Here is a 19518-nt window from a genome sequence, read left to right as displayed (position 1 = left end):
ATTCCTCCTTAAGCTATACTTTCGTATGGTTAAAGTAGGCAGAACAGATTGTTTTCACGCACTCATCCATACCTAGCGATCCACTATTCAGACACATATCATAATTTTGTGCATCACCAAATTTTTTCCCTGTATAATGCTGATAATAGGAACAACGTTTTTTCTCCAACTTTTCCAGATCATTTGCCGATTCATGGTAGCAATTTTCAACACGCACTCGTCTTATATCTGTATCCGCATAGATAAAAACTCGAAGAAGATGCGGATAATCAGCTAAGACGGTATCTGCACAACGCCCTACAATTACGCATCCACTCTTTGCTGCGATATCTCGAATTACCTTAACTTGATGCAAATACACTCTATCTGTAATCGGAAGCGTGACATGGTTATCCACAGAAAGTTGGTGAATCAAACTACCTGCATCCTTTGTTTCACTGTTCTCAAAAAAGCTGATATCAAGATTGCTCTCCTTTGATGCCAAATCAATAATTTCTTGGTCATAGAATGGAATTCCCAGCTGTTCTGCCACTTTTTTCCCGATTTCACGTCCTCCGCTTCCATGTTGTCTGCTGATTGTAATAATCGTATGTTGTACATCATCTTCACTCTTACTTTTCGAACCCTTCAATTCACCAGCCCACTCAAATCCCTTCTTGGCTGTTATTACAGCAATGACCTCATTGATTACCGCTGCCGCTGCAATAGTTCCCTGAACAATTTTGGCACACTCTGGCGCGGGTATAGTCAAAACAGAAACGGCAATCCCCGTAAATACAAGAGAAACGCCAGAATGCGGTAAAAGCGTAAGACCTAGATATTTTTTTACAGTTTCTGGAGACTTTGAAATACTTGCACCAAAATATGCTCCAAAATATTTTCCTGTTGCTCTTGTCAAAATATAAATGGCAGTAAACAGACCTGCTCCAAAAATCAAGTGATAGTCAAGAGGCGCGCCAAGATTCAAGATTACTACAATCATGGCAATACCTAAAAGAGGATTGAATCCTTCCATGATCTGTTCCAGTCTTGTTTCAGAAACCATATTGGAAAATGTTGCTGAAAAAGCCATTCCAATTAACATAAAATTCAAAACGGGACGAGGCAATACCAGTGTATTAAAAATAAATCCAACACCAGAGGCTACTATAATCATTGTCAACAGCAGCATTAGTGTAATCGCTTTGCTTCGCTCTTTTTTTAAAACAACTCCCGCTGCCAGACCTGTTACAACACCGATGAGTAAAGGCAAAAAGACAACAATGACTATCATATATCCAGGCAGATCACCCGCAGAAAGATTGCCTGCGACAATCGCAATCGTCGTGAAAAAGACAATACAACCTACAATATCATCCAGAGCCGCCATTGGAATTAATGTTTTTGTAACCGGTCCTGTCGTCTTAAATTCCCTAACGATAGACAAGGCTGGAGCCGGTGCTGTTGCAAGTGCAATTCCTCCAAAAATGAATGCCAAATAAACCGGGATATGTGATACATAAAATATGATGCTAAAAACAAGGGAAACAACAAGAAATGTTCCCAATGACTGTGTCAGCGTAGTAATGATAATAGCCTTGCCTGACCGCTTTATTTTGTTCCAGACAAGTTCTGTTCCAATCATCAAACCAACACCACACTCAAGAATATGTACCATCGTCTGATACCACTGCGCGTCCAAAAGCTGCTGATTCATCAGTGACAATGCGTGTGGGCCTAAAACCATTCCTGTAAGTAACCATCCCAATATAGACGGTAGTTTTACTTTTGAAACAAGCTTTCCCACAAGAAAAGCAATCCCTATAGTAAACAATAATCTTAAAAATAACAGAAGCATGTTCTTCACCTAACCTTTCTTCTCTATTGGTTCTTTTGCAATCCCGTAAAGCATAATATCAAATATTACAGACAATCTGCCTTCATGGTCTTCAACCAATTTCCGATAATCTCCACTTTGCCCGACCTTTTTCTGAAAATAACCATTAAACATTTCACTGGCAATCAAAAAATATTCCAATGCCATTTCTCTTGTAATTCCATCCCTTAAAGACAAACAATCCAAAATAGCAAGATAGCACTGGCTAAAATATTCATCGAACCCACAACGCAACTCCATAAGTTCTCGAACCAGATGCTTCGGTGGTTGTAACACTGCATTGAAAAAAATGTTTGCATAGAAAGGATTTTCCTGGAAAAATTTTTGCCTTATCATCAAAAAATTTTGCAGAGCCATCTTAGCATCTTGAATCTCAAACGTCTGCACTTTCAAAGCCACCACCAATTCATCATAACTTTTTTTTACACAAAGCAGATATAGTTCATCTTTCCCTTTGAAATTGTGGTAGATGAGCCCTTTTGAAATTTTTCCAATTTCACAGATGCTGTTAATTGACGCTGCATCGTAACTTTTGGTTCCAAATTCTTGAAGAGCTGCATCAAGAATTCGCTCTTTTGTTTTCTGAGTTTTTTCTTGTTTTTTCATTTATAACCTCCATTATTGACTGCGCAGTCTATTATAACCCATAATGGACCGCATGGTCAATATATGTCACATGAATTTTATATGTTCTTATAACTAATTCGTTGTACCCACTTTTTACTTAAAAAGACAATTTTAGAGTGACCAAATAATAACTATAAAATAAGGCAAATGGAAAAAGCCATAATCTTTCCACTATTGAAAATCTTACAGCTTTTATCTCTATAATATCTTATTCCAAAATTTGTTTTTCTTTACATTACAACGCTTGCCAAAAAATTTCTATAGATTGTTTACCTGAATCATTTAACATTTTCTCATAATTCGAAATCCGTGAATATAATGTCCGTTCATCATTTCAACCAATCCTTCCATTACTTGTGGAGTCAACGCACCACCTGACATCATAGCAAGTTGTCGTATAGGCATGTCCTCCAACATTGCATCTATAATTCTTGTAAATTCTTCCATCCCTTCATTTCCGGTACTACCAAATTGTTTCTCCATATTTTTCTTAATCATTTTCATAAACATACGACCTACAAAACTTTCCTGTACTTCTCCCAATGTAGAATTAACAGTAAACGGATGAATTTTTCTCTTCTCTGGTACTGAATGTCCCAAAAGCGACTCAAATTCTTCTTTTGATACCGGCCAATAGCTTTCCGGATGATAATATGCAGGTAATTTTCTTAAATCCACATTTTTGCAGACAGAGCCTTGTACTTGTACAGAACCTGTAAGACGAATATCACGACTAGAAGAAGCCACCTCTATTTGATAAACGCCTGTGTCCATTTCCCACTTCTGTGTTTCTACATTAAAATACGAAAACGCTCTTTTCCCTAATATTATGGTAATTTTCTTTTGTTCCCCTGGATTCAAGAATACTTTTTTAAATGCACGTAACTCCCGAACCGGACGAAAAATGCCTGTATCCGGTGGTGTTACATATTCAACTTAAAATTATTTTTATAGTAGATATGCTTCCATATAACAAAATCGAGCTTTCCGCAAGGTTTCTCTGCTGATATCAACCTTACAAAAAGCCCGGAAATACGCCACTTTTCAATATTTATTTATCTTTCCGCTCCAACAAGCACACTGTCTCGACTGTCGCTTACTTGAGCAACCGAATTTCACATCATAATATCGGCTGCTGATTATTCAAAAGAGATTACCTGTTGCTCTGCATCTACATGCGCATTTACTCCAAACGGAATAATACATCTGGGAGTCGCATGTCCGATATTGATATTGTACAATATCGGAAGTTCCGGTTTGTCGATAACCTTTACCAGCAGGTCGCAGTACTCAGTGGAATAGGTTTCGTCTATAGGTTTTCCGACCAATACTCCGGATAGCACATCAAAAAGCCCATATTCCTCACATAAAGAAATACTGTCTTCATATCGGTCATTATTAAAAATGTCATATATGGAATCTATACAGCCACCCAGTATTTTCCCCGAAAAGGCGGACGGTCCCTGCAGCAGTTTATACCCGTTATTCTTATGGCTGATCCTCGGAACTCCGATCTGGCTTTCATCAAAGCTTGTTCTTTCCTCGTACCAGACATTACTTGGACATATTTCTCTTATCGTTCCTGTGCGGAGCAATTCTTCAAAATACTTTTTGCTGTATGACAGCATATCGTTGTCAAGCTCACACAGATCCGCAAGAAAGGACTGCCCGTAAAATGTTTTCAACCCCAGCTTGTGCAGCATAAAATGGTTCATGGTTGTGTCGGAAAATCCCAGAAATATTTTTTCGCATATCACCTTTTTCAGTCTGTCATCTTGGAATAAAAACGGAAGCAGGCGATAGGTATCATCACCACCGATAGCACATAGAATTATATCTACTTCAGGATCAGCAAATGCTTCGACCAGATCCGAAGCTCTGTCCTCGAGATGCTCTTTGATATAGTCAATTCCCTTTAGCGTATGCGATGAGTATTTTACCTTTAGCCCCATTGACTTTAGGCGTTCTTCCCCTATACGGAGTTCATGTGCTACGAATGGTTCACCGATGATGCCGCTGGATAAACTCACAATTTCAACTGTCAACTGTTTTCACCATGTTATCATTTTCTCCCAAATAAATACTTTCCTTTCCCTTTTCCTTTCATCGAATAAATCAACCCTGCTTCCAGCATTCTTCTTATCAAAGCTGAGGCCGGAGAAGCTGTTATGGAAAGTATCTTCATCACTTCAGTTCGCCCAAAAAATCTGTCATATCCATATTCTTTGAACAATTCTTGAATATGCTGTTTTGTTTTATTACTGATATTATCCGGTATTTCTATATACTCTTTTTCTGTCTCAATGTCCTGTTTTTTATTTTGAATGTCCTGTTTTTGTTCTTGAATGTCCTGTTTTTGATTCTCCCATCTGACATGCATGTATCGGTTCTTTAATTCATTTGATTCTCCCAGTAACAGATTTCTTAAAAACAATTCAAGATATTCCGTGGTTTCCCTGATACCTTTTGACAGATCAGTATAGTTTGCTCTTACAAGCGAATTTCTAAAAAACCATGCATTCTCGGCAAAGATATCATTGGTCACATCAAATCCCATAGACCTTAGATATTTGATAAAAAAAACCGCTGTTGTCCTTGTATTTCCTTCTCCGAAAGCATGTATCTGCCATAGGCTTGAAACAAATTTTGCCAGATGCGGAATGATTGATGAAATACTGTTCAATGGATATTCATATTCTTTTTCCGCACGAATATCATATTCCAGCATTTCTTTTAATTCCAATGCATTACCATAATGAACGGACTCTCCGTCCAATACCCACTCCTTTTTTGAAATGTTATAATCTCTCACCTTTCCAGCATGCGAAAATATTCCCTCAAACAGTCTCCTGTGAATTCCAATGTACTGAGGAACTGAAAAGGTAAAAGCTCTTTCTGAAAGAATATTTGCGATTCGTGCAGACACAATATCCGCTTCTTTTGTTCTGTCTGTATCCCGTTCTTTCGACTCTTCATAATAGTTTTCAATAAGCTTACCGGCTTCCGTTATTGATATTTCGCCTTCAATATTCTTTCTCGCAGTATTTCTCAGATAGTCCGAGGTTTCGAGCCCGTCTACAGCCTGCAACCCCATAGCAGTATACCAGGCATACCCCAGTTCACGTTTGCTTGGTTCAGACTGCCTTATATACTCCTCAAAAGGATCTTTCTTTATATCATCCATCCGATTTACCACCTTTCGAATCTTTGATTCTATAATAATCCTCCATCTTCACATTCAATTTCACATAGGAATCTTCTTTTCGGTTGCCACGCGCTCAAGGAGCGCGATACTCTCCACATGCACTGTTTGACAAAATTGATCAACTCCCGTGCATTTTACAACCCGGTATCCTCTCTCCTGCATCATTGCCAGATCCCGGGCCAGGCTTGTTACTTTACAAGAGATATATACAATCTTATCTACCTGATAATCGAGAATCTTCGGCAGTGCTTTTGGATAGATTCCATCTCTTGGTGGATCAAGAACAATCACATCCGGTTTTTCTTCAATTTCATCCAGTACACGGAATACATCTCCTGCAATAAATTTGCAGTTATCAAGTCCGTTATGTGCCGCATTTTCTCCCGCTGCCTCAACTGCTTCTTCGATAATCTCAACACCGATCACTTGCTTTGCTACCGGAGCAAGCACCTGTGCAATAGTTCCTGTTCCGCTGAACAAATCAAATACCGTCATATTATGAATATCGCCAATGTATTCTCTTACCGTTCGGTAAAGCACCTCTGCCCCAAGTGAATTCGGCTGAAAGAAAGAAAATGGCGTTACTTTAAACTCCAGATTAAGGAGTTTTTCATAGAAATAATCCTGTCCGTAGAGAACACGCGTCTCATCACTTTGAACTACATCTGACAGCGAATCATTTAGAATATGAAGAATTCCCACAATCTTTCCTTCCAGTGTAAGATCAAGCAGCGCCCTCTTCAATGGTTCCAGGTCATGTTCCTCCTGTGTTGTTGTTACAAGGTTGACAAGAATTTCTCCGGTACGCTCCCCTCTTCTTAAAAGTAAATGCCGCAAATATCCTGTATGCTGCATTTTTCGATAATAGCTAACTCCACGCTCTTGAAAATATTGCAGTACACATGTAAGAATCTTCGTCATGTCTTCATGTACGAGCATGCAATCAGAAGTCGTAAGGACATCATATGTACTTCCTTTCTTATGAAGTCCGAGCGATAACGGTCCGTCTTTATATTCATCCCCAAAAGAAAATTCCATCTTATTCCGATAACGAAATTCCTTTGGACTTCCTTTTACTCCTTCAAAAATATAATCTCCTTCCGTTGCCTCATCAATGATTGCTTTTACCTGCTCCTCTTTCATCTGGCGCTGCGCTTCATATTCCATTGTCTGATACATACACCCTCCGCAAGCCGGAAAATTGCTGCAGACTGGTTTTCTTGTTTCCAGCGGTGACGGTTCTAACACTTCTAACAGCCGTCCTTCTGCATTTCCTCTCTTGAATTTATTAATGCAAAAGCGAATCTTCTGTCCCGGAATACCATTTTTGACGAGAACCGGTTTTTCTTCTCCCGATACAGATACCATTCCTTTATTTGGAAATTCTACTTTTTCTATTGTTCCTTCCAGAACCTGTCCTTTTTTCATTTGCGGTAAATCCTTTCCTGCCATTTATTTTCTGCAAAAAGCTGTCCATTAGACGTTTTACGAAAAGAAATATCCGTCAGGGAGTTCCCAACGGATATTATCAATCACATTCAGTACTTTTGATTCTCTATACTTCATCCTCTTCATTAAAGAAGTCATCATCAAAATCGTCCTCAAAATCATCTTCGAAGTCTTCTAAATAATCCGGTGTGAAGAAGCAATATACTGCATAAGCAATCGCTGCCACTGCTGCTACTGCACCAACAATTGCAAGTACCCAGAGAATCGTCTTAGATGCCTTTTCTTCGTCTTTCTTATGGATTAATTCATTTAATTTTGATGCTGCTACAAGATCTTCTATTTTGTTCATTGTGCCACGTCCTTTCCGTCTAGTAAATTACTGACCACATCTATTTCTATTATTATAACACTAACCCTTTTATATTACTAGAAAAATCTGTTAAATTCTTTCATCTTCTCAAATCCAGTTTTCCCTGTCAGCATTATTTTTATTCGTCTATTTTTTGTAATTTTGCAAACGCTGCAAACATTTTCTTTGTCCCTGCCGTGTCAAATGCTACTGTAACTTCATAGTCCCGGCCGCCTTCCGTAATTCCTGTCACAAGTCCTTCCCCAAATTTCACATGACGCACACGATCTCCCACATCATAACCCGGACCATTTCCATTTTTCACAGCAAATTGCTGTACCGGTTTTCCCATGCCAAACGGCTTTGACTGAAAAGACTGCTTTGCCTGTGCGTAAGCAATCTGCTTTGGAAGTTCCATTGTCTCTTTTTCAACCGGCATTCCGGAAGAAAGAAGCGTCATCGGAATTTCTTTTAAGAAACGAGACATTTTATTGTATTGCGTTTCTCCCCGAATCATTCTTCTCTTTGCACAGGTCAATGTGAGCTTATGCATTGCCCTTGTGATTCCTACGTAACAAAGACGCCGCTCTTCTTCCAGTTCTGCAGGATCATCTGCTGTAATCGTCATATAGCTTGGAAAGAGTCCGTCTTCCATTCCGGCCAGATAAACATTTGGGAATTCCAACCCTTTCGCACTGTGCAGTGTCATTAAAACGACATAATCACTGTCTTCTTCCAAACTGTCAATATCAGCCACTAATGCCACTTCTTCCAAAAATCCACTCAGAGTTGCCGGGATCTGCTGATCCTCACAATCCTCTTCGTAAGCCACAATTTTATTCAGAAGTTCATCGATATTTTCCAGACGCGCCTCTGATTCCACCGTATCTTCTGCCTGTAATTCCTCGACATATCCTGTTACATCAATAATCTCCTGCATAAGTTCCGATACTTTTTGATTTCCGGATTCCATTTTAAAATGTTCAATCATTGCAGTAAATGATTCCAGCTTTCCAAGACTTTTTCCGATTCCCGGAATCAGATCCGCTCCCAAAAGCGCTTCATAGAAACTTATTTCCTTCTGCAATGCATACTCCTGCACACGATTTACAGAAGTAAGGCCGATTCCTCTCTTCGGCACATTAATAATCCGCCGTACTGCCAAATCATCCTGACCATTATCAACTGTTTTTAAATAGCTCAACAAATCTTTAATTTCTTTGCGGGCATAAAAATTAATCCCGCCAATAATTTTATATGGAATGTTTGCTGTAACTAATTTCTCCTCAAACATACGGGACTGTGCATTGGTTCGGTACAATATCGCATAATCCCGATAACTGCTGTCAGTTTCTCTAACATGCTTTCGAATATCATCCACGATATATTCCACTTCTTCATAGGCATTGTCAAACATCTGAAACTGTATTTTATCTCCCTGTGCATTCTCTGTCCAAAGCCGTTTTTCCTTCCGCCCCTGATTATTGGCGATCACTTCATTTGCCGCCTCAAGAATCGTTCCTGTAGAACGGTAATTCTGTTCAAGTTTAATAACTTTTGCATCTTCAAAAACTTTCTCAAAACTCAAAATATTTTGAATGTTTGCACCACGAAATTTATAGATTGACTGATCATCATCTCCTACTACACAAAGATTGCGATACTTAGATGCCAACAGGCTTACAAATTGAAACTGAACGGTATTCGTGTCCTGATATTCATCTACCATGATATACCGAAATCGTTCCTGATAGTATTCTAACACATCCGGCTGCGTCTGAAATAATTGTACGGTTTTTACAAGCAAATCATCAAAATCAAGCGCATTATTCGCTTTTAACTGATGTTCATATTCTTTATATACTTGTGCAATCTTTTTTTCATGGTAATCCCCGCCGGCATTTAGTTCAAATTCCTCCGGTGATATCATTTCATCCTTTGCAGCGGAAATAGCTGCCAGCAAGCTGCGTTCTTTGTAGATCTTCGTATCGATCTGAAGCAATTTACACACATCTCGCATCAGTGTTTTCTGATCATCTGCATCGTAAATTGTAAAATTAGTCCCATAGCCAAGTCGGTCAATATAGCGTCTCAAAATTCTTACACAGGTGGAATGAAACGTACTTACCCAGATGCTCTCAGAGCCAAATCCTACAATCTGATCCACACGTTCTCTCATCTCTCCTGCTGCCTTATTTGTAAATGTAATTGCAAGAATATTCCACGGATTTACTCCCTTTTCTTCTATTAAATAGGCAATCCTGTGCGTTAATACTCTTGTTTTCCCGGAACCTGCCCCCGCCAGGATCAACAGTGGTCCCTCCGTGTGCAGGACAGCTTCTTTTTGTCTGTCATTCAATGTATCATAAATACTCATAAATTTCTCCTTCTAACACAAATGGACTTTCTGACCATTTGTGTTTTAGTATAACATAAATCATCTGTTCTGAAAATCATTTGTCCGAACAAATTTTCTATCTGTAATTTTATAATTTTTTGTACCATTTTCCTCCTTTTGTAACATTCTGCTTTCTTAGAAAAGACTTGCTATCTAGTTTTTAATACTATATAATGTCATTTATAGAGGTGATAATATTGGAATTAACTACAGAAAAACTTTTACAGGATATGCTGGCAAACTTAACCCAGCTCAATTACATCGAGCCAGAAACAATCCCTAATATTGATTTATATATGGATCAGGTAACTACTTTTATGAATCAGTATCTTGCCGGTTCGAAAAGATATGAAGAAGACAAAATTCTTACAAAGACAATGATCAATAACTATGCAAAGAATCATCTTCTTCCGCCGCCTGTTAAAAAGAAATATTCCAGAGAGCATGTGCTTGTGCTGATTTTTATTTATTATTTCAAAAGTATGCTTTCTATCAAAGATATCGATACGTTGCTTCACCCTGTACTGGAAAAATATTTCCAGACAGACAGCGAACTTGATTTGACATCTATTTATAAAGAAGTATTCAGCCTTTCTGATACTCAACTTGCAAAATTGCGTGAAGATCTTTCCTCTTCTTCTGCGGCTGCTTTGCAGACATTTACAGATGTCAAAGATCCAAAAGAACGGGATTTTCTTCAGCTCTTCTCCTTTCTATGCACATTGAGTTTTGATGTCTATATGAAAAAACAGCTGATTGAACAGATTATTGATCTCTTTCCGGAACCGGAGCATAAAAAATAGTATATCCTTCATAAGCAGAACGTTAAAAGCAGGAGAAAGTTTTCAACACTGAAAAACTTCCTCCTGCTTTTGTCCCTATTGTGATGCTGTCAGCTGATATCTCGCTATTCCCTTCGCTATTATTTAGAAGAAATTCTATCAAATACCAGATCATATCCGTCATTTCCATAATTTAACGAACGATTCACACGGCTGATCGTTGCTGTCGATGCCCCTGTCTTCTCCGCTATATCCAAATATGTCTTTTGTTCTCTGAGCATCTTTGCAACTTCTAATCTCTGCGACAGCGAAAGCAACTCATTAATTGTGCAAATATCCTCGAAAAAAAGATAACATTCTTCTTTGCTTTTCAGACTTAAAACTGCATCAAATAAATAGTCGACTGCCTCTGTTCTGATCTTTTTACTCATAATCACAATCTCCTTATCCTCTGCCTATCATTGATACAATTTTAGCACATTAAATTCATAAAGTAAATAAATATTATCAATATTGCCGCAAAAAGGATTTTAATTTCGCTGCAGAAGTGCTTACGATCAGTTCTTCCGGAAATTCTGTTTCATGGATGACTGCTTCTGCCAGCGGAAATTTTCCAACTGCTGAATCAATATGGGAATCACTGCCAAGTACAATCGGAACTTCATACTGTTTACATAGTTTCAGCATCTGACAAACATTTTCATGTGTATTTTGCCGAAATCCCTTTGGATTTAATGAAGAATTATTGACTTCCAATAATGTCTTTGTTTCTTTTGCCGTTTTTACAAGCACCTCATAATCAATCGGGATTCTTCCGTCGTCCGGATGACCAATGATATCAATCAGAGGATTTTTCATCGCATTGATATATGCCTGCATATTATGCTCTAATGTATTCTCTGTCTGATAGCACGGTCCATGAATACTCGCAATCACGATGTCCAGATTCCGGATCGTAGATTCCGGAAGATCTACCGTCCCCTTTTCATCTAAAATATTTAATTCAGCGCCAAGCATCAATTCTACTCCGCACATCTGTCTCGGAACAACAGAAAAATTCTGGAAATAAAACATCCCGCATGTTCCCGGCATTGTCGGTGCATGTTCTGTCAGCGCCAATACTTCCAATCCCGCTTCTTTTGCTGCCTGTGCCATTTCTTTCATAGTACTGTAGGCGTGACCGCTCACAATGGTATGTGCATGTGTATCTGTTACAAACTTCATCTCTTCTCCCCACTTTCTTTCTGTCGTAACTTCCATGTATAGTATACCACCATTCCGGAGAGAATCCTATAGTAAATAAGGAGGTGAACTTATGCGGAAAATGCATTTTCCATCACGAACTGAACTGGAACAGCAAAACGATATCATCATTGATTCCTATGATTATCTGGCAAATGCTGCGTCAACAACTGACTGTACAGGTCTGATTCCTTCTGAGCCTGTTTCTGATGCAGAACTAGAATCTTACAGCGAACTCTATAAATATCAGGCTCCTGTATTAGATCAGCGCGCTCAGTCAGAACCGCCAAACCTTTCGTGACACGCACATTTTCTTCTGAATCACATATAGTATACCGAATCACATACTTGTTATTCAGGAGGATTTTATGAAAAAGAAAACATCAATGCTGCTGGCAGGCGCTGCCTGCCTTTCCCTCTTTCTGACGGGATGCTCACAAAGCGAAACAACAATAGGTTCCGATACCGCTGAACAAAAAACTCCGGCAAAAGAAAAACCCGAACATGTCGTTCTCAATGAAGTGGCTCATTCCATTTTTTACGCACCGATGTATGTAGCCATCGAAGAAGATTATTTTCAGGAAAATCATATTGATCTGGAGCTTGTTACAGGATACGGCGCTGACAAAACAATGACTGCTGTCCTTTCTGGGGAAGCTGATATCGGTTTTATGGGATCAGAAGCTTCCATTTACACCTACAACGGCGGTTCAAAGGATTATGTTGTCAATTTTGCCCAGCTGACACAACGCGCCGGAAATTTTCTCGTTGCCAGGGAAGAAATGCCTGATTTTTCATGGAATGACTTAAAGGGAAAAACTGTACTTGGCGGTCGAAAAGGTGGCGTACATATATTAATGTAAATTTAGAGAGTATTGTAATTTTATGTAACTGGGTGGATTGCAGCTGATGGAATGAATAGTGCGAAAGAATTTCAGACATTGAAATAAAAAATATCATGATGTATCAAAAGAGGAGCCAGATTTCTCCGGCTCCTCCAAGTATGTGTCCGCAAACACATACCCCAATTGCTATTAATAATATACTATAATAACGAAAAATATGCAATAGATCAGATTGAATTTTTTAATATTGTCATCCGCGAAAACAAGTCTGGATGAACGGTGATTGCGGCTACGGCGGAACTAACCTGCCCCTCATATTCTTTAGTTATTTTTTCAAATTCTCTTATGAATGCTTTGATTTCAGTTTTGGACATTTTCAACAACTTTAAGAAATAACATATAAGAATGATATAATCCCCTATAGTCTTAAAATTTATGTATGGTAATCCCATTTCTAACATTAGACATTGCTTCATAGGTTTCGATGGATCCATTTTTCTAAAACGTGTATCATAAACAACATCATTATGTGCGATAGCATTTCTTAAATCTTTTAATGCATATACATATTTATAGACTAACGTACAATTGGTATCGCTGGACAAATTCAAACCAATATTTCTTGAAATCTTTTTTCTGACATCTTGTGTTAAGCAGGAAAGAAGATATCCAAAATCTCCCATTGTCAAAATTTCAAAGATTGCCCAGATTGGGACTTCATTATAATTCACAGTATTATAAAAATGTGTAATTTTCGGATTTTCTTTTCGGTATGCCGCTGCAATAGAATTTTGAATAGAACCCTGTAAATTCAATTTATTGTTCTGGAATTTTTTCCTAATGTCTTCCGAAGTTCCTGGTGAAACATTTTTGTAACTGCTGACGGCTTTGTCATACATATCATAAATGCTGTTTGAATTAATCTCTGCCATAATGGTATTAAGGGCAATGTTTTTGAGAGCAGTTTCAATCAACATCATTTTACCGTATAACAATGATTTTAATTTTGTGTCGTATTGGATCGTAGCATTAATTTCACTGTATGAGGTAAAAGGGATTCTACGATTAGACGAAACAAAAAAACGGTATCCCTTATATCCGTGAAAATATCCTGTATTAATTAATTGTTGCTTTTGTGAACTGCCTGAAATGGCAATTCCATTATTCCGAAGATGCCTCATAAGTGCATCTGTTGATTTATAATCTGACATAAATTCTCCTGTTTAACATTTAAAACTATCAATTGTGATACAATCGATTTTTAGCTTGTAATAAAGCGAATGTTTTCCTTCAGTTCATCGCTAAATTCTTCTAAATCATCCATAGTGATTGCACCTTCATTTAAAAGTGAAACAATGTTAGAGATGCAATTAGAACGACTCATTCTTAACTGTACACCTGTGTCTTTTTTATCGTTGCGAATTCGCTCTTCTAAAGCCCAGAATTTTTCGGAAGGAGTTCCTTCACCATTTAGCAATTCAATATATTCTTTATTCAACTTATCCATATAGGCTTCTTGCCAGTCTGAAATTTTCTCTCTGAACAAAGACCAATCCTTTTTAGTAAATCCGTATTCTGACATTTGTATCCCCTTCACTTTGACATAAGTAAATTATAGTATAAGCAGTTCTGTTTCTCAATACTTGTCTTTGGAAAATGTATTTGATTTTAAAGTCTGCCTGTTCAAGTGTTCAAGTCCCAGATTGACCGTTGAGTTTGGATTGACGATATGATAAAATTTTTTAGCAAATTAGAATTGACCGAGCTGAAAGAGAGGGATACTTTTTGTCCGGAGGACAAGAAGGTAAGAGGGGAACATTAAGAATTCAGCTAATTATAAGGAGGGTGAAGATGATAAAAGAATTTACAGATAGAGAATTGCAGATTGTAATAACAGCAGCACATAAAGCCTCTTGGGATAACTTGGAGAGATTAAAAACAGCCAAGAAATGTGGATGTTTTTATTGTTGTAAAATTTTTGATGCAAAAGAAATAAAAGATTATGTTTCAGATACTACTGCATTGTGTCCTTACTGTGGGATAGATTCTGTGTTAGGTGATAATGAAGGATTTCCTATAACACAAGAGTTTTTAAGAATTATGAATGATGAATGGTTCTGAAAGGAAAATTAAGAATATATCAATACTCTGGCACGATATGAACTTTTAATTTTGGATGATCTTGGCACAGAACGAAGTTCTGAGTATGCTCTTGGAATTGTATTCAGTGTAATTGACCGAAGATATCGCTCCGGCAGACCATTAATCGTAACTACCAATCTTCCGATAAAACAATTAAAAGAAGAAACGAACATAGAAAAGAAACGAATTTATGATCGTATTTTGGAAATGTGTGTTCCGTTATATGTCGGCGGTTCTAGCTATCGGAGTGATATTGCCCATGAAAAAATGGGGAAAATGAAAACCTTTTTCGCTACTGCCGAATCAAGTCAGACTGAAAATATTATAGAGCAGACAGGCACAAAAACCATCTGATGTTTATATCTTAGTATAGACATCAGAAATAGAAAGAGTGTGATGGCTCTGCAGAAACCTACATATTACTTGTGGCGAACAGATTATACATCTTCAGAAGACTTTGAGGCTGATAAGGAGAAATATACGAAAATAGGTTTTCGGGTTGTTACGTTTGCGGACGGGCAGCCGGATAAAAACATACATAATGGAATAAAAGCGTTGATCCGAAATCATATCAAAGAAATGGCGACAACATGAATGCTGGATATGTGCGTCTTTCAAGAGATGACGATAAGCGAAATTATGTTTCTATAGAAAATCAGAAATTAATTATCAATCAGTATGCATCTGACCATGGAATGGTTATTGACCGATGGTATGAAGATGACGGAGTATCCGGTTATATTTTTGACAGACCGGGGTTTAGGCAGATGATGGCTGATTTGGATAAAGATATTGATACCGTATATGTGAAAGATTTCTCGCGTCTTGGCAGACATAATGCGAAGGTTCTTTTGCTTTTGGATGAATTTCAGGAACGGGAAAAACATCTCATTGTCATTGATGATAATTACGATTCTTTCGATTCCACCGACGACACCATTGGAATTAAAACATGGTTCAATGAGCGTTATGTAAAAGATACCAGTAAGAAAATCAAAAGAGCGATCGGAGCCAGACAAAAAGAAGGCACTCTTATGACAAAACCGCCTTTCGGATATTGTCGGGATACGAAAGACAAAAGTATCATCAAAATCGTTCCCAAAGAGGCAGAATTTATCAAAATGATTTACGATCTTTATATCTCAGGATCCGGTTATCGCAAAATAGCAAATTATTTGACCGATCAGGGTATCCCAACGCCTTCTATGGTACAGCGAGAGCGAGAAATTGAAGAAGGTCGCATAAGCAAAAAGAAAGTTGCAACCATTTGGTCTGACAGTATGGTGAAGGAATTATTAGATAATGATTTTTACATTGGAACTTTTCGTTTGAGAAAACGTGCCAGAAATACAGTACATGGAAAGGATAAACGTGTTCCAAAAGAAGAACAGTGTATTTTTGAAGATCATCATCCGGCAATTATTGATAAAGCCACTTTTTCTCTTGTACAGGAATTAAAGGAAAAGCGTAATCGCACGAATTATCGTGGAAGCAGGGGGGAATGGATCGGTTCAGAAATTCCCAATCCTTTTGGAAGCTGTTTGTTTTGTAAAGATTGTGGAAGTCGTTTGACACCGATTAAGCGTCAAACATCCAGCAGAGAAAGAAAATATTATATTTGTACTACCTATAATACGAAAGGCAGGCGGTATTGTGAGAAAGCGCATCTGATTGAGGAAAATGATTTGATGGAAGATGTGCTGAATTATATTAAACTGTGCAGAGAAGCGCTTTGTGAAGTAATTTCCACATATGATATGAGGGACTTTGAGGCAGAAAAGAAAACGCTGGCAGAAAAACGACAGGACATTCAGGAAGAAATTCAAAACCGAAAAAATCAACTGAAGGTACTTTTAACACAAAAAATAAAAGATTTATCCATAGCATCTGAAAATGAGGATTTGATCCATGAAACCTATGATTCTATGCAAAAGGATCTACTGGCGCAGATTCATGGTTTGGAGATACAGGAAAAAGAACTGAACGAAACTACTATAGAAACACCGGATGTAAAGGACAAATTGAGAAATGCATTGGATGTAGTTGATAAAATCATTGCAGGTGGAACTCTTGACCGAAGAGATATTGAACTGTTGATTGAGAGAATTGACGTAGATAAAGAGGGAATGCCGGAAATCACTTTAAAATATGGTTTGTCTGATTTAATCAATTACAGTCCTGCTGATGAGATGAATCGCCGGGAAAATACTGTAATCGCTCTTGTAATGAAGCTGATTATAGAAGATGAACGTGGATATACATCTGCAAAATACTTGTCAGAACATATCACAGCATTGGGATTTAAGAAAACGAAACAAAGTATCTTACCTTATATCAATTTGATGAAAGAATTGGGAATTTGGGAAGATACGGATAATCCGCTGAAACCTTACAATATTGTGAAAACAAAAGAAGAGATTACGGTATTGATGCATCAATATCTGCCGGAGTTGCCGACTCAAATGACTTCTGAACAATTATCGAACAATTATTTACATTGTAATAGTGGCGATAGGTGGCATGCCGGAAATGGTTTTTGAGTATATTCTAAAACAGAATGGAATTCATCCGCAAAATGACCTGACGATTGACCAAAGCATTGATTTTGGCTCTACTGCTGCTGCCTTTGCCGGAGGAAATGGCGATTTTACGGTAGAGTTTGAGCCTGGTGCAACTTCACTTGAATCCGAGCAAAAAGGATATGTTGTAGCTTCACTTGGCAAAGACAGCGGCTATATTCCATATACTGCTTTCTGTGCAAAGAAAAGTTATCTGAAAGAGAATACTGATCTGATCCAGCGATTTACTGCTGCACTTCAAAAGGGCATGGATTATGTCCAAACCCATTCTCCGGAAGAAATTGCCGAAATTATCCAGCCTCAATTTCCTGAAAATGACTTAAAAACAGTCCAGACAATCGTAACCCGCTACTATGAACAAGGTACCTGGAAAGCCGATCTGATTTTTGAAAAAGAAAGCTTCGAGCTGCTTCAGGATATTCTTTTGGATGCCGGTGAATTAGAAAAACGTGTTCCTTATGAGGATCTCGTCACAACAACATTTGCCAAAAAGGCAGTAAAATAAATTTCAAAATAAATTTATTGGATATGAAAAATACAGCAGGGGCGTCCTAAATGACGCTTCTGCTGTATTCCAATTCTATCTGCGTCGGTTCCGATCGCTTTTGACACAGTTTAAAATATTCCAACATTTCTTCGATTGTCTGTGCGCTCTCTTTCCATTCCGGATGCAGCACGCAGAATGTTTTTCCAAGTGTACCTTTCTCTCCTCTGTCCCAACAGTGCATTTGATGCGGAATCCCCCGTTTCTCCAGTTCCGCGCTAAATGCTTTCGTAGATTCTTTCAGCATATCTTCCTCGCTTGTCACAAGATAGCAAGGCGGAATCGAACATTTCTCCAAAAGATTGTGCGGTTTCATATATGACAGATAAGGAACTTCTTTGTAATGATTTCCAAAAAGCAGCGAGTACATTCTTCCGATTCTGTTGCGCTGATAGAAATAAAACATTCCTGAAATCAGCCCCAGCGCCTGAATCTTAAGTCTGGTTCCCCGCAGTTTTAATAAGTCAGCCAACATTTGATTCTGGTTTACTGCTGCCGCATATACGGCAAGAAGCGCTCCTGCCCAGTCTCCTGTTACAAATACTGCCTGCGGATCATACCCAAGCCTTCCCTGATGTTGATCGATCCACCGAAAAGCAGATAGAATATCTCCGATCTGTTCCGGAAAAGTCACTTCCGGTATCAGGCGGTAATTGATTGACACGACAATATTTCCTTTCTCTGCCAATGTACGGCAAAAGGCTTCTCCCCGGATCTTATCACCGCAAAATAATCCTCCGCCATGAATGTAAATGATAAGCGGACTTCTCTTCTGTCCCGAACCATTCTCATAAATGTCCAGCAAATGTCCCTTACTTTTCCCTTTTTCGTAACAAATATCCCGCTGCACCGAACAAGTATCCTCCAAAACAGCAGCTTGAAAGCGCTTCTTCTCCTGCCGCTTCATTCTATATGCAGAAACTCTCAGCATTGCTTTTAACAATGGTTTTGGTATTTTTTGCATAAATATCTCCCCTTTCATGCAAAACCTTCCCCTCTCAACATTTTTGTATTATAAAACATCTAAAAATGAGATACAACTATTTGTACAAAATCTATTTCATTTTTTTGTAAATTTTATTTCTTCTTAAGGAAATCCTAACATTTTTACTCAGCAGTTTTCACAAATATCTGTCGAAAAAATGTATTTGACTTTTTTATAAAATTGTGATAGCCTTGATTTACAGTTTTTTATAAACTTATTTTATTATTAATGGAGGTAACCTCATGAGCACAGGTACAGTAAAATGGTTTAACAACCAGAAGGGCTACGGATTCATCTCTGACGAGGCTGGCAATGACGTATTTGTTCACTACAGCGGAATCGCTTCTGACGGATTCAAGTCTTTAGAAGAAGGTCAGGCAGTTGAATTTGAAGTCACAGAAGGTGCTAAAGGACCACAGGCTACAAACGTAGTAAAATTATAATCTAATATTTGATGTGCCTTTTTTCGTGCTGATGTATTATAATTATATTGCT

The 19518-nt window shown here is 38.1% G+C and carries 20 protein-coding genes and 2 pseudogenes; 9 read left to right on the top strand and 13 right to left on the bottom strand.

Annotation, left to right across the window (positions count from 1 at the left end; all coding sequences use genetic code 11):
- Window positions 1-13: 13 nt before the first annotated feature.
- From KFE17_01575 to pcrA, 8 genes and pseudogenes are all read right to left on the bottom strand, one after another.
- Window positions 14-1837, bottom strand: coding sequence for a cytidylate kinase family protein (locus tag KFE17_01575; GenBank protein QUO32472.1), 1824 nt, complete (start codon window positions 1835-1837; stop codon window positions 14-16).
- Window positions 1838-1846: 9 nt separating this feature from the next.
- The gene (locus KFE17_01570; GenBank protein ID QUO32471.1) at window positions 1847-2482 is read right to left on the bottom strand and encodes a TetR/AcrR family transcriptional regulator; all 636 of its coding nucleotides are present in this window, start codon (window positions 2480-2482) and stop codon (window positions 1847-1849) included.
- A 303-nt stretch (window positions 2483-2785) separates the two neighbouring features.
- Window positions 2786-3409 carry a fibronectin type III-like domain-contianing protein gene (locus tag KFE17_01565; GenBank protein ID QUO33585.1) on the bottom strand — a complete coding sequence of 208 codons (624 nt, stop codon included), beginning with the start codon at window positions 3407-3409 and terminating at the stop codon, window positions 2786-2788.
- Window positions 3410-3642: 233 nt separating this feature from the next.
- Window positions 3643-4545: pseudogene (locus tag KFE17_01560) on the bottom strand (LD-carboxypeptidase).
- Between the two features lie 20 nt (window positions 4546-4565).
- Window positions 4566-5678: a Fic family protein gene (locus KFE17_01555; protein QUO33584.1), complete on the bottom strand. Its 1113-nt coding sequence runs from the start codon at window positions 5676-5678 to the stop codon at window positions 4566-4568.
- 69 nt (window positions 5679-5747) lie between these two features.
- Entirely contained in the window at window positions 5748-7136 is a 1389-nt protein-coding gene (rlmD, locus tag KFE17_01550; protein QUO32470.1) for a 23S rRNA (uracil(1939)-C(5))-methyltransferase RlmD, read from the bottom strand.
- A gap of 127 nt (window positions 7137-7263) precedes the next feature.
- Window positions 7264-7506: a DUF4366 domain-containing protein gene (locus tag KFE17_01545; GenBank protein ID QUO32469.1), complete on the bottom strand. Its 243-nt coding sequence runs from the start codon at window positions 7504-7506 to the stop codon at window positions 7264-7266.
- Between the two features lie 139 nt (window positions 7507-7645).
- Window positions 7646-9883, bottom strand: coding sequence for a DNA helicase PcrA (gene pcrA, locus KFE17_01540; GenBank protein QUO32468.1), 2238 nt, complete (start codon window positions 9881-9883; stop codon window positions 7646-7648).
- Window positions 9884-10101: 218 nt separating this feature from the next.
- On the opposite strand from pcrA, the gene KFE17_01535 reads away from it, so the two are divergent.
- On the top strand, window positions 10102-10707 hold the full coding sequence (locus tag KFE17_01535; protein QUO32467.1) for a DUF1836 domain-containing protein: 606 nt from the start codon (window positions 10102-10104) through the stop codon (window positions 10705-10707).
- Between the two features lie 119 nt (window positions 10708-10826).
- Here the strand turns inward: KFE17_01535 and KFE17_01530 are convergent, their stop codons facing one another.
- The gene (locus tag KFE17_01530; protein QUO32466.1) at window positions 10827-11117 is read right to left on the bottom strand and encodes a TrpR YerC/YecD; all 291 of its coding nucleotides are present in this window, start codon (window positions 11115-11117) and stop codon (window positions 10827-10829) included.
- Between the two features lie 76 nt (window positions 11118-11193).
- Window positions 11194-11910, bottom strand: coding sequence for a phosphatase (locus tag KFE17_01525; GenBank protein QUO33583.1), 717 nt, complete (start codon window positions 11908-11910; stop codon window positions 11194-11196).
- 100 nt (window positions 11911-12010) lie between these two features.
- Between KFE17_01525 and KFE17_01520 the strand changes: the two genes are divergently transcribed.
- Window positions 12011-12229, top strand: a complete 219-nt coding sequence (locus tag KFE17_01520; GenBank protein QUO33582.1) for a hypothetical protein — start codon at window positions 12011-12013, stop codon at window positions 12227-12229.
- A 67-nt stretch (window positions 12230-12296) separates the two neighbouring features.
- Window positions 12297-12791 carry an ABC transporter substrate-binding protein gene (locus tag KFE17_01515; protein ID QUO32465.1) on the top strand — a complete coding sequence of 165 codons (495 nt, stop codon included), beginning with the start codon at window positions 12297-12299 and terminating at the stop codon, window positions 12789-12791.
- A 209-nt stretch (window positions 12792-13000) separates the two neighbouring features.
- Here the strand turns inward: KFE17_01515 and KFE17_01510 are convergent, their stop codons facing one another.
- Complete coding sequence (locus tag KFE17_01510; GenBank protein QUO32464.1) at window positions 13001-13984, bottom strand: Abi family protein; 984 nt, start codon at window positions 13982-13984, stop codon at window positions 13001-13003.
- A 50-nt stretch (window positions 13985-14034) separates the two neighbouring features.
- A complete protein-coding gene (locus KFE17_01505) occupies window positions 14035-14355 on the bottom strand; it encodes a multidrug transporter (GenBank protein QUO32463.1) in 321 nt (106 codons plus the stop codon).
- Window positions 14356-14624: 269 nt separating this feature from the next.
- Between KFE17_01505 and KFE17_01500 the strand changes: the two genes are divergently transcribed.
- The 5 genes and pseudogenes from KFE17_01500 to KFE17_01480 all read left to right on the top strand — a co-directional run bounded on the left by KFE17_01500 (window position 14625) and on the right by KFE17_01480 (window position 17999).
- Window positions 14625-14894 carry a cytoplasmic protein gene (locus tag KFE17_01500; protein ID QUO32462.1) on the top strand — a complete coding sequence of 90 codons (270 nt, stop codon included), beginning with the start codon at window positions 14625-14627 and terminating at the stop codon, window positions 14892-14894.
- Window positions 14895-14906: 12 nt separating this feature from the next.
- Window positions 14907-15269: pseudogene (locus tag KFE17_01495) on the top strand (ATP-binding protein).
- 39 nt (window positions 15270-15308) lie between these two features.
- The gene (locus tag KFE17_01490) at window positions 15309-15509 is read left to right on the top strand and encodes a hypothetical protein (GenBank protein ID QUO32461.1); all 201 of its coding nucleotides are present in this window, start codon (window positions 15309-15311) and stop codon (window positions 15507-15509) included.
- The gene (locus tag KFE17_01485) at window positions 15506-17455 is read left to right on the top strand and encodes a recombinase family protein (protein ID QUO32460.1); all 1950 of its coding nucleotides are present in this window, start codon (window positions 15506-15508) and stop codon (window positions 17453-17455) included. Before KFE17_01490 ends, KFE17_01485 begins: the two co-directional genes overlap by 4 nt.
- Complete coding sequence (locus tag KFE17_01480; protein ID QUO32459.1) at window positions 17436-17999, top strand: ABC transporter substrate-binding protein; 564 nt, start codon at window positions 17436-17438, stop codon at window positions 17997-17999. Before KFE17_01485 ends, KFE17_01480 begins: the two co-directional genes overlap by 20 nt.
- Before the next feature lie 46 nt (window positions 18000-18045).
- On the opposite strand, the gene KFE17_01475 is transcribed toward KFE17_01480, so the two are convergent.
- Window positions 18046-19002, bottom strand: a complete 957-nt coding sequence (locus tag KFE17_01475) for an alpha/beta hydrolase (GenBank protein QUO32458.1) — start codon at window positions 19000-19002, stop codon at window positions 18046-18048.
- Window positions 19003-19265: 263 nt separating this feature from the next.
- Here KFE17_01475 and KFE17_01470 point away from each other — a divergent pair, with 263 nt between their 5' ends.
- Window positions 19266-19466, top strand: coding sequence for a cold-shock protein (locus KFE17_01470; GenBank protein QUO32457.1), 201 nt, complete (start codon window positions 19266-19268; stop codon window positions 19464-19466).
- Window positions 19467-19518 lie beyond the last annotated feature (52 nt).

This window comes from Faecalicatena sp. Marseille-Q4148 (genome assembly GCA_018228665.1).
Classification (GTDB): domain Bacteria; phylum Bacillota; class Clostridia; order Lachnospirales; family Lachnospiraceae; genus UBA9414.
Note: the sequence above shows the minus strand (reverse complement) of the source record. Positions and strands in the feature narration are given on the sequence as shown.

Bases quoted from the DNA above. Each gene is read 5' to 3' on its own strand.
- KFE17_01575 (QUO32472.1), bottom strand. From the start codon at position 1,837: ATGCTTCTGTTATTTTTAAGATTATTGTTTACTATAGGGATTGCTTTT.
- KFE17_01570 (QUO32471.1), bottom strand. From the start codon at position 2,482: ATGAAAAAACAAGAAAAAACTCAGAAAACAAAAGAGCGAATTCTTGAT.
- rlmD (QUO32470.1), bottom strand. From the start codon at position 7,136: ATGAAAAAAGGACAGGTTCTGGAAGGAACAATAGAAAAAGTAGAATTT.
- KFE17_01545 (QUO32469.1), bottom strand. From the start codon at position 7,506: ATGAACAAAATAGAAGATCTTGTAGCAGCATCAAAATTAAATGAATTA.
- pcrA (QUO32468.1), bottom strand. From the start codon at position 9,883: ATGAGTATTTATGATACATTGAATGACAGACAAAAAGAAGCTGTCCTG.
- KFE17_01530 (QUO32466.1), bottom strand. From the start codon at position 11,117: ATGAGTAAAAAGATCAGAACAGAGGCAGTCGACTATTTATTTGATGCA.
- KFE17_01525 (QUO33583.1), bottom strand. From the start codon at position 11,910: ATGAAGTTTGTAACAGATACACATGCACATACCATTGTGAGCGGTCAC.
- KFE17_01520 (QUO33582.1), top strand. From the start codon at position 12,011: ATGCATTTTCCATCACGAACTGAACTGGAACAGCAAAACGATATCATC.
- KFE17_01515 (QUO32465.1), top strand. From the start codon at position 12,297: ATGAAAAAGAAAACATCAATGCTGCTGGCAGGCGCTGCCTGCCTTTCC.
- KFE17_01510 (QUO32464.1), bottom strand. From the start codon at position 13,984: ATGTCAGATTATAAATCAACAGATGCACTTATGAGGCATCTTCGGAAT.
- KFE17_01505 (QUO32463.1), bottom strand. From the start codon at position 14,355: ATGTCAGAATACGGATTTACTAAAAAGGATTGGTCTTTGTTCAGAGAG.
- KFE17_01500 (QUO32462.1), top strand. From the start codon at position 14,625: ATGATAAAAGAATTTACAGATAGAGAATTGCAGATTGTAATAACAGCA.
- KFE17_01485 (QUO32460.1), top strand. From the start codon at position 15,506: ATGAATGCTGGATATGTGCGTCTTTCAAGAGATGACGATAAGCGAAAT.
- KFE17_01480 (QUO32459.1), top strand. From the start codon at position 17,436: ATGCCGGAAATGGTTTTTGAGTATATTCTAAAACAGAATGGAATTCAT.
- KFE17_01475 (QUO32458.1), bottom strand. From the start codon at position 19,002: ATGCAAAAAATACCAAAACCATTGTTAAAAGCAATGCTGAGAGTTTCT.
- KFE17_01470 (QUO32457.1), top strand. From the start codon at position 19,266: ATGAGCACAGGTACAGTAAAATGGTTTAACAACCAGAAGGGCTACGGA.